Below are 9,316 nucleotides of genomic sequence, written 5' to 3' on the forward strand. Positions count from 1 at the left end.
AAAATATAATACATTTCTGGCTGTCTTCAATTAGAGGTGGGTTTTAATCACCCCTTTAAGAAAGCCCCTTCTGCCTTCTGCCTCCTGCCTCCTGAAAAATACATCTACCAAAAACCTAGTTAGCCCATGCAACTGAGTGGTTCTAAATCCCCCGCAGCGTCTCTACTACTAATTGCTCCCTTTTTTCTCTGGGGAACGGCCATGGTAGCTATGAAAGGGGTGATACCTCATACTACACCGTTATTTATGGCGGGAGTGCGATCGCTACCTGCGGGTATATTAATTTTGATTGCTGCGGCTTTTATGGGTAGACCCCAACCTAAAAGTTGGTTAGCCTGGGTGTGGATAGGATTTTTTGCCTTAGTTGACGGGGCGCTATTTCAAGGCTTTTTGGCAGAAGGTTTAGTGAGAATTAACGCCGGTTTGGGTTCGGTAATGATAGACTCCCAACCTTTGGCTGTGGCTTTACTTTCCCTGTGGTTGTTTCAAGAACATATTGGTTTTTGGGGCTGGTTGGGTTTAGGATTGGGGGTTACAGGCATTAGTTTAATCGGCTTACCGGCAGAATGGATTTTTCATCTTTTCGACTCAGGGGTACAAATCACTACCGCTAATTGGCAACAATTATTTGCTAGTGGTGAATGGCTGATGTTATTAGCAGCCTTGTCAATGGCTGTCGGAACAGTGATGATCCGGTTTGTGTGTAGATATGTTGACCCAGTAATAGCCACAGGTTGGCATTTAATTTTCGCTGGGTTGCCGTTGTGGGGAATTTCTGCCATTGTGGAAAGCGGACAGTGGGAAAATCTGGCAACATCGGAATGGATAGCTTTAAGTTATGCGACAATATTTGGGAGTGCGATCGCTTACGGATTATTCTTTTATTTTGCCTCCAGTGGAAATCTCACCAGTTTAAGTTCACTCACCTTTCTTACTCCAGTCTTTGCCTTAATATTTGGAAATATTTTCCTTTCAGAAGTCCTCACACCCCTGCAATGGATAGGAGTATTTTTCACTTTAATTAGTATTTATTTAATCAACCAACGCGATAATCTACTAGGAAAAAACCACACTACACAGCCACCAATTTTAGAACCAGAACTTGCCCTATCTGTGAGACAATCTGAACCAGAAATTTAATCCTAACATTCATACAATTGAGGATGAGAAAAAATTACCTATTGTCTATTAAATATCTCATCTTAATATTTAGCTGTTGTTTTTACCTGGGTTTAGACTCAACTCATGCTATTACAGCTAATAATGGAGTTTCAGTCAGTAAAACTAATTCCATCAATTCCCCAGATAGCAAAACAAATTTTATCTGGTGGTCACTTTTGGGGTTGGGGATTTTAGGAAGTGGGGGTGTAATTTTATATTTTATCAAAAAAAATCCTACAAATAATCATCAGCAAGTTTTAAGTATATCTAAGACACCTCCACAAACAAAAATAATACCATCAACTACAACTTCTCTAGTCCCTCAACTTAACGTCGTTGACGAAATGAGACAGATTAGAAAGATGAAAGAATTAATTCAGGACTTACAGAATATTGACCCAAGTAAGCGGTCTAAAGCTATTTGGAATTTAGGAGAGGAAGGAGATTCGCGGGCAATTGAACCTTTGCTAGAATTGATGATCAATGCAGATTCTCAACAACATAGTTTAATTTTATCAGCTTTAGCAGAAATTACTATCCATACACTGCAACCAGTTAACCGGGCTTTGGCAATTTCTATACAAGATAAAAGTCCAGAAGTCAGGCAAAATGCTATCCGTGATTTAGTACGGATTTATGATATGATGACGCAAATGAGTCAGATGTTGCGGTATGCAGTAGAAGATACAGACCCGGAAGTGCAAGCAACAGCAGAATATGCTTTAGATCAAATTAAGCGCCTCCGTATCGTAGCAGAAACGCAGACTTTACCGGAAAATTTACAATAAACATCTCCGAAAATTCTCGTCTCTACAAGGGTTCTAGGATAAGCAAATTGTTTACTCCCTTCCCACTCCAAAATTACTCATGTTTTTTCTCTGTGTTCTCTGTGCCTCTGTGGTTCGTTATTAAAAATTTAGGCAATTTAAGAGTAGGATAGGAGTAATCAGAATATTGACAAGAAACCTGTAAAGTTGCAATTATGAATGAGATTAACAGGAGTGATTTATAAATATCAGGTTAATTATGATGTGGTGTTCACTTAACCTTAAATTTCATAATTGATGACATTCCCAGCAAAAAATACCCAAGCAAAAATTGTCCCAGACCCCTTAAAACCTGGTGATTTATTAAAGGTAATTGCCCCTAGTGGCACTTTGCGAGAACGACAGTCCTTTGAACAAGGGATAGAAATTTGGCGATCGCGCGGTTATAATGTCGAAATTAGCCCTAATATAAATGATAGATGGGGTTATCTGGCCGGTACAGACGCACACCGCACTCAGCAACTAGCCGCCGCTTGGCAAGATCCTGATTGTCGTGGTATTATCTGCGCTAGGGGTGGTTTTGGTAGTACCCGGATTTTAGAAAATTGGCATTGGCAAGTAAATCAACCAAAGTGGTTAATAGGCTTTTCTGATATTACCGCTTTGTTATGGAGTCTTTATACAGCAGGTATTTCCAGCATACACGCCCCCGTACTTACCACTTTGGCAAATGAACCAGACTGGTCAATACAGCGATTATTTGATTTATTAGAAGGTCGTCCCCTTGCACCTCTTAAAGGTTGCGGTTGGGGTGGTGGTGTGGTTAATGGTATGTTGCTGCCCGGTAATCTCACAGTAGCTACCCATCTTTTGGGAACACATTTATTACCCAATCTTGACGGGATAATTTTAGCGTGGGAAGATGTGACGGAAGCACCCTACCGCATTGATAGGATGCTCACTCAGTGGCGGTTAAGTGGAATGTTGTCTAAAGTTCGTGGTATAGTTTTAGGGGGTTTTAGTAAATGTGAAGCTTCACCCAATGTTCCTAGTTTTATTGTAGAAGAAGTTTTGCGCGATCGCTTGGGTGATTTAGGTATTCCCATTGTCTCCGATTTACCATTTGGTCATGATACCCCTAATGCAGCTTTACCTGTGGGTATGGAAGTGATTTTAGATGGAGAAGAGGGCATATTGGCGATTAAATAATTTTGTCTCACGCAGAGACGCAGAAGAGTAAAGGGAGAATTTAATTAAGATGACTGTATCTGTAGGTTTTGTTTTACTTACTCACAGGCAACCTCAGCAAATTTACAGGCTAATAGGTCAATTGAACAAAATGTTTAATTATCCGCCAATTGTCTGTCATCATGATTTTTCTAAATCTGATTTGTCTGTGGATACTCTACCGAAAAATGTCTCTTTTGTTCGTCCTCATTTGCAAACTGCATGGGGCGAATTTTCTCTTGTAGAAGCTACGGTTCAGGCTATTAAACTCTTGTATGAGTCAGAAAATCCCCCTGATTGGTTTATATTGCTTAGTGGCACTGATTATCCAATTAAAACTGCAAAACAAATATTAACTGATTTAAGTTTAAGTCAATATGATGCTCATATTCATCATCAAGAAATTATATATAAAGTTTATCAAGAAAATGTCAAAATGAGTGTTATGTGGCAAATGTTAGCCTATCGACGATATTGTAGTTGGAATTTATTTTCACTGCCTTTTTTCAAGGATTTCACTATTCGTTGGGGACATCCATTATTAAGTAAACCTTCTCCTCCTTTTTCTCAAAAACTTCGCTGTTTTGCTGGAAGTCAATGGTTTTCAGCTAATCACCGCACAGCAAAATATATCATTAAGTTTCACAGTCAAAAAAATTCCTTGACATCACACTATCGTCGTCGAATGTTTGCAGACGAATCATATTTTCAAACTATTCTCGCTAATGCACCACATCTTAATTTGAAAAATGATGATTATCGTTATGTAGATTGGTCAACAAAAGGCGCTCACCCTAAAACACTGGTTATGGAAGATTTGCCCAGTCTTCTGGCTTCTCCATGCCATTTTGCTCGTAAATTTGATATAGATGTAGATAGCAATATTCTAGATCAACTTGACACGATGACGCTCCCATGATAATGTAATCACAAATTATTCAAAATAATATGATCAAAACATATTTAAGCAATGCCTTTTTAAAGATAGAAGATTCTGATCTATATGCCATTTTCGCTTGGAGTCAACGCACAGCAGAAATTATTCCTGCCAAATCCTGGTTAACAATACTCGAAATATTTGTTCATGAACATTCTTTAGAAAAAGGCTACCAAATATTTCAACAAATTAAATCCGCTACGGTTTCTGATAAATTAATTAAGGAGCTAAATCAATATCAACATTTAATTAAAAATGCCATAGTATATTTAGCAGATGGGGAAATTACAATTTTTGGTAAGGGATTTCGCAGCTTTATTGAAAAAGAAATGTTGTTTGAACTTGGTAATCTCAGTCAAGAAACTTACCAGGTTTTGCCTCAACTATTTTCCGATTATCCATTAAAAGATGATTTAGATACTATTGAAAATATAGAACAATTTGGTAATTTAGTCAAAGATTTAGAAAAGCTGGGTTTAATATCTCCTGCAACAGGTTCTCTTGATTGGGGTGATTTAAAAAAAGCTGTTCCTATTTGTCAAGCATTTGGTTTAACCAGAGGTACACCTGTAGATAGATATTATCTTAGCAAATATCTGGAACAAGTTCAAACGCAAATTTCTGGCAATATTTTAGAAATAGGGGGAATACCAAAAGATCAAGATTTCTATGAGGTGAACCCAGGTACATCATATCAAATTCTTAATTTAGAACCAGGTTTAGGAATAGATATAGTTGGTGATGCCCATGATCCATTTATAATTAAACCTGAATCTTTTGATTCTATCGTGATTTTTAATGTCCTTGAACATTGTTATGCACCTTGGCAAGTGGTAGAAAATATTTATACTTGGTTAAAACCTGGTGGTAAATGTTTTGCAATGGTTCCAAGTTCTATTAGAGTTCATGCTACTCCTGTTGATTATTGGCGACCTTTACCTGATGCTTTTGCCTGGATGTTTAAAAAGTTTTCTCAACAAAGGTTGTATGTTTATGGTAATCCTACTACTGTTATCGCTAGTTATCATGGTATAGCTACTGAAGAATTGACATCTGAAGAGTTAGATGCTTTTCATCCAGATTATCCTGTTGCTACTTGTATTGTAGCGCAAAAGTGATATTTCTTTTTTTTCACGCAGAGACGCAGAGACGCAGAGAAGAGTAATTAACTGAATATGATATAGAATTTAAAGGTTATCTACAATCTAAGATTGCTATGAGTCCTATAACTTTTGATATTAATCCAGAAATTAGTGTGCTATTATGTACATACAATCGCGCTGAATATTTAGATTATTGCATTAATAGTGTTATTAATCAAACTTTTGCAGATTGGGAACTTTTGATAGTAGATGATGGTAGCACAGATAATACTTTTGAAGTGGTTAATCCTTATTTACTGAAGTTTAATAATATTCGTTATCTAAAACATCGAAATAAAAAATTAGGTTTGGCTAAAAATGCGGGTACTCAAGCATCTTTTGGTAAATATATAACTTTTATTGATAGTGATGATGCCTATAAACCTCATCATTTAGAATCACGTCTTGAATATTTAAAACAACATCCTGATGTTGATTTAATTCAAGGTGGATTTTTTTCTGAGGAAGAAATTTTTGTAGCTGATTATTTTCAGCCCGGTAAAACTATTAATTTACGCGAATGTGTTTTGGGTCCTACATTTTTTGGAAAAAGGCGGGTATTTTTTGAATTGGGGGGATTTCATAATATTCCCTATGGTGAAGATACAGATTTTTGGGAACGGGCAGAAAAAATATTCAAAACCCAAAATATTACACACCCGGAAACTTATATTTATACGCGAGCGGAAACAAGTATTACTAAGAGTGTTTTGGAAAATCAGTAAATTGGTTAGGAGTTACGCACCGTATAAAATACAGATGATATGTATGAAGGCAATTGCCTAGTTTTAGTCTTTTGGAATCCCATATTAAGGAGGTGCGTCAGATAGAAAAAATCTGTTTTCTGCTTAATTATCGGGTCTGACGCACCCTACAAGATACAAAATTCATCATTCTGATGTAATAGATTCTGTCAATGCGTAACTCCTATTAGTGTAGAAATTTCAATATTTGATAAAATTTCATATTTCAACTGTTTAGAGCATAAAAAGAACCGGGACAGAAATTGATCACGCCAACAGAATTAGTAAAAAAGACTCAATTCTATCAACATAACCTCTGCTCAGTTCTTTTACCTAATCTCCCCTTATACTAGACTTTCTTCTGATGCTAATAATTGCCGAATTAACCTAGCTATAGCCTTTTGTGTAAAGCGATTGGCAATTTGTTGTCCTAAATTCCGCGCCCGTGGATTAACAACTATTTGAGCTACTTGAGTAGCTAATTGTGCAGGATTAAAACCTCTAGTTTCTTGTAGAATATTTAAAATCCGCTTGATATATTCTAAAGTCTGTTGTTGTTCAACCGTTGCAGATGGAGCTTCATTAATTGCAGTTAAGCCTACTCTTTCTCTCAATACATAAGTGAAACTATGTAAGGCATTTTTACTGACAGCATCGACTCCATTAATAAACTCATCCACCAACCTGTCACGAATAAATGAACCGCGTTCCGAAGAAAGAAATTCTATTCCCTGATCAATTACTAAATTAAAGTTATAGTCTGCACTACCACGGGCATTTTTCAACAAGTTTTCTAACCGATTCCACCGGAATTTACCATCTTTAAATAGTAACTCTTTTAATGATGTTCTTAATTCATCTGCGGGGTCGGTTAAGAGTCGTTTAGAAACGTAAGGATAGGCTTCACTCAGAACTTTAAAGTCAGGATCTATATAGATTGCTATCCCTTCTAATGTCACCAGAGAACGAATAATTAAAGCGTAATAGGGAGGTACACGGAAAGGGTACTCATACATTAAAGCCGATAGATCATCGGTGATGCTTTTAATATTTAGTTCAGCTACACTCGCACCTTCAGCATTGGCAAAAACTCTGGAAAATGCGGGAATAATTGGTGTTAAGTCGGTTTCTGGAGAAAGAAATTCTAATTTAACGTAGTCTTGGGCTAAAGAGTCAAAATCACGGTTAACTACATGAACGATCGCTTCTATTAAACCATAACGTTGGGCTGGCTTAATCTCGCTCATCATCCCAAAATCAAGATAGGCTAGTTTACCGTCGAAAGTGGCTAACAAGTTACCAGGGTGGGGGTCAGCATGAAAAAATCCATGTTCTAACAACTGACGCAGAGAACATTGCACTCCCACTTCGATTAAATAACGGGCATTTATACCTAGTTTACCAATTTCGTCTGGTTGGGTTAATTTAATCCCATTAATCCATTCCATCGTCAAAACCCGACGATTTGTGTACTCCCAGTAAATTTTCGGCACATATACATCCTGGATATGACCGTATAATTCAAAGAAACGCTCGGCATTTTCCCCTTCATGAATATAATCCATTTCTTCAAAAATGCGATCGCCCAATTCATCTAAAATCCCCACTAAATCACTCCGTACCCGTTTGACTTTCTGCTGTACAAATCCAGCTAGTCGGCGTAAAATATACAAATCTATCGTAATTTTTTCCCGTAAATCTGGGCGTTGGACTTTAATAGCTACTTCTTCACCAGTCTTTAACTTACCTTTATAAACTTGTCCTAAAGAAGCTGCTGCAATTGGTTGGGGAGAAATTTCGGCATAAATTTCATCTGGGGTTGCGCCTAGTTCTTCTTCAATAAACTGGTAAGCAATTTCATTGGGGAAAGGTGGTAATTGATCTTGGAGTTTAGTTAGTTCTTCTAAATACACCGGAGGTACTAAATCCGGTCTGGTGGACAACGCTTGTCCAATTTTGATGTAAGCAGGGCCCAATTGTGTCAGTAATTCTCGTAGCTGAATCGCCCGACGACGATCATTTTTGAGGGCAATTCCCCGTTGTTTATCCCACCACAACCCAAACAGATAAGATAAAGTTGGCCGCAAAACTGCCAAAATCCGTCGTAAAACTTGCCAGGGTTTATTAGCGTATTGTGCCGCTATTTCTGCTGGATTGTAGAGTATTTCCTGTGGTTCAGCCGAAACTTTTGGGGATTTTCTCACCAAAGCGTTTGTAGTATTTTCTGCTACTACTTCAATCACGGTTTCACCGCGATTATCGCCCTCCAAACTTGATCGAGAACTAGGGGGAAGTGTCTTAACCATCATGAAGAAGCCACCGAATTAGATGTATGTTATTAAATATTGTAACAATATGTTGCTATTTTTGTATATTTTATTAAATAAAGACAGTAAAAGAAAGGGGATAAGGGTAAGTTATTCTCACCCTACACCCAAAAATCTAGAAATTAGGGTTTTTTCGCAGGTTCAAGTTTTGTTTCTACCTTGACGGTTTTCACTCCTTTGACTTGCTTGGCTAAGGTTTCAGCTTTTGTCAGTTCTTCTTGAGAAGTGGCTGTACCCTTGAGGATAATTTCACCGGCTTTGTTTTCTACTTCTAATTTATTACCAGGTAAACCTTGCTTTAATTTTTGAGTAACTTCGCTTTTTAAGTCGCTTGTAGTTTTAATTACTGGACTTAGTTTAGTAGTTTTATCTGTGGTTTGTGTGGTGTTAGATGCTGGTTTTGCAGTATTACCAATGCTAGGGTTGGGTGTTTGTGTACCAGCTTTTGGAGATTCTTGGCAACCAAATACACCAGTTAAGAGAGTGCAACTAACTAGGAAAGGAATAAATTTGTTCATTTTTATCTCCGATGTGGGTACTTGAAGCGATATAGCAGGAGTCAGGAGTAAAACCCTGTTGTGAAGCTGACAACAATTGATGTTCTAACCACCTAATGGAGGTGTGTGTGCTTTGGAGGAGCGAATTTTAAAGAACAATTAAAGCCGAAAAAACAGCATTGCTTAACCAAACAGCTAGTTTGCTGAAAATCAGATTTGGGACAACTTCTAGAGGCTGAGTCTAAGAGCCAATTCTAAAAAAGCGCCAATCAAATTTTCTTTGTGGCTACAAACGAGTAGGGCTTGGTATATGGTAAGAACTCTTTATCGATCTGAACGGTTAGAGTCTAAGCAGCTTTTTTTAAGGGTAGATGATGCTGCACCACATTATATCATTCGATGTTATCAACTTGAAAGAGATTCGGCACATTATTGGTCAAAAATTTATATTTTGTAAAAATGGGGAAGTGGTAGAGGCAGGGGGCAGGGGGCAGGGGGCAGGGGGCAGGGGGCAG

8 protein-coding genes are annotated in these 9,316 nt (G+C 37.6%); 6 read left to right on the top strand and 2 right to left on the bottom strand.

All coding sequences use genetic code 11. The features are described 5' to 3' along the window. Positions 1-126 precede the first annotated feature (126 nt). The 6 genes from VB711_RS17405 (at position 127) to VB711_RS17430 (ending at position 5,959) form a co-directional block, all read left to right on the top strand. Positions 127-1,140, top strand: coding sequence for a DMT family transporter (locus VB711_RS17405; RefSeq protein ID WP_323287456.1), 1,014 nt, complete (start codon positions 127-129; stop codon positions 1,138-1,140). 41 nt (positions 1,141-1,181) lie between these two features. Beyond that, positions 1,182-1,949: a hypothetical protein gene (locus VB711_RS17410; RefSeq protein ID WP_323287457.1), complete on the top strand. Its 768-nt coding sequence runs from the start codon at positions 1,182-1,184 to the stop codon at positions 1,947-1,949. 276 nt (positions 1,950-2,225) lie between these two features. Beyond that, positions 2,226-3,137: an LD-carboxypeptidase gene (locus VB711_RS17415; RefSeq protein ID WP_323287458.1), complete on the top strand. Its 912-nt coding sequence runs from the start codon at positions 2,226-2,228 to the stop codon at positions 3,135-3,137. A 130-nt stretch (positions 3,138-3,267) separates the two neighbouring features. Next, the gene (locus tag VB711_RS17420; protein ID WP_323287459.1) at positions 3,268-4,074 is read left to right on the top strand and encodes a beta-1,6-N-acetylglucosaminyltransferase; all 807 of its coding nucleotides are present in this window, start codon (positions 3,268-3,270) and stop codon (positions 4,072-4,074) included. Between the two features lie 29 nt (positions 4,075-4,103). After that, the gene (locus tag VB711_RS17425; protein WP_323287460.1) at positions 4,104-5,210 is read left to right on the top strand and encodes a class I SAM-dependent methyltransferase; all 1,107 of its coding nucleotides are present in this window, start codon (positions 4,104-4,106) and stop codon (positions 5,208-5,210) included. Between the two features lie 98 nt (positions 5,211-5,308). Continuing rightward, a complete protein-coding gene (locus VB711_RS17430; RefSeq protein ID WP_323287462.1) occupies positions 5,309-5,959 on the top strand; it encodes a glycosyltransferase family A protein in 651 nt (216 codons plus the stop codon). A 362-nt stretch (positions 5,960-6,321) separates the two neighbouring features. Here VB711_RS17430 and VB711_RS17435 read toward each other — a convergent pair whose 3' ends face one another. Together VB711_RS17435 and VB711_RS17440 are read right to left on the bottom strand one after the other, a co-directional pair. Then, positions 6,322-8,286 carry an AarF/ABC1/UbiB kinase family protein gene (locus VB711_RS17435; protein ID WP_323287463.1) on the bottom strand — a complete coding sequence of 655 codons (1,965 nt, stop codon included), beginning with the start codon at positions 8,284-8,286 and terminating at the stop codon, positions 6,322-6,324. A 140-nt stretch (positions 8,287-8,426) separates the two neighbouring features. Then, positions 8,427-8,822: a BON domain-containing protein gene (locus tag VB711_RS17440; protein WP_323287464.1), complete on the bottom strand. Its 396-nt coding sequence runs from the start codon at positions 8,820-8,822 to the stop codon at positions 8,427-8,429. Between the last annotated feature and the right edge of the window lie 494 nt (positions 8,823-9,316).

Origin of the sequence: Cronbergia sp. UHCC 0137, from assembly GCF_034932285.1 — a bacterium.
Classification (GTDB): domain Bacteria; phylum Cyanobacteriota; class Cyanobacteriia; order Cyanobacteriales; family Nostocaceae; genus Cronbergia.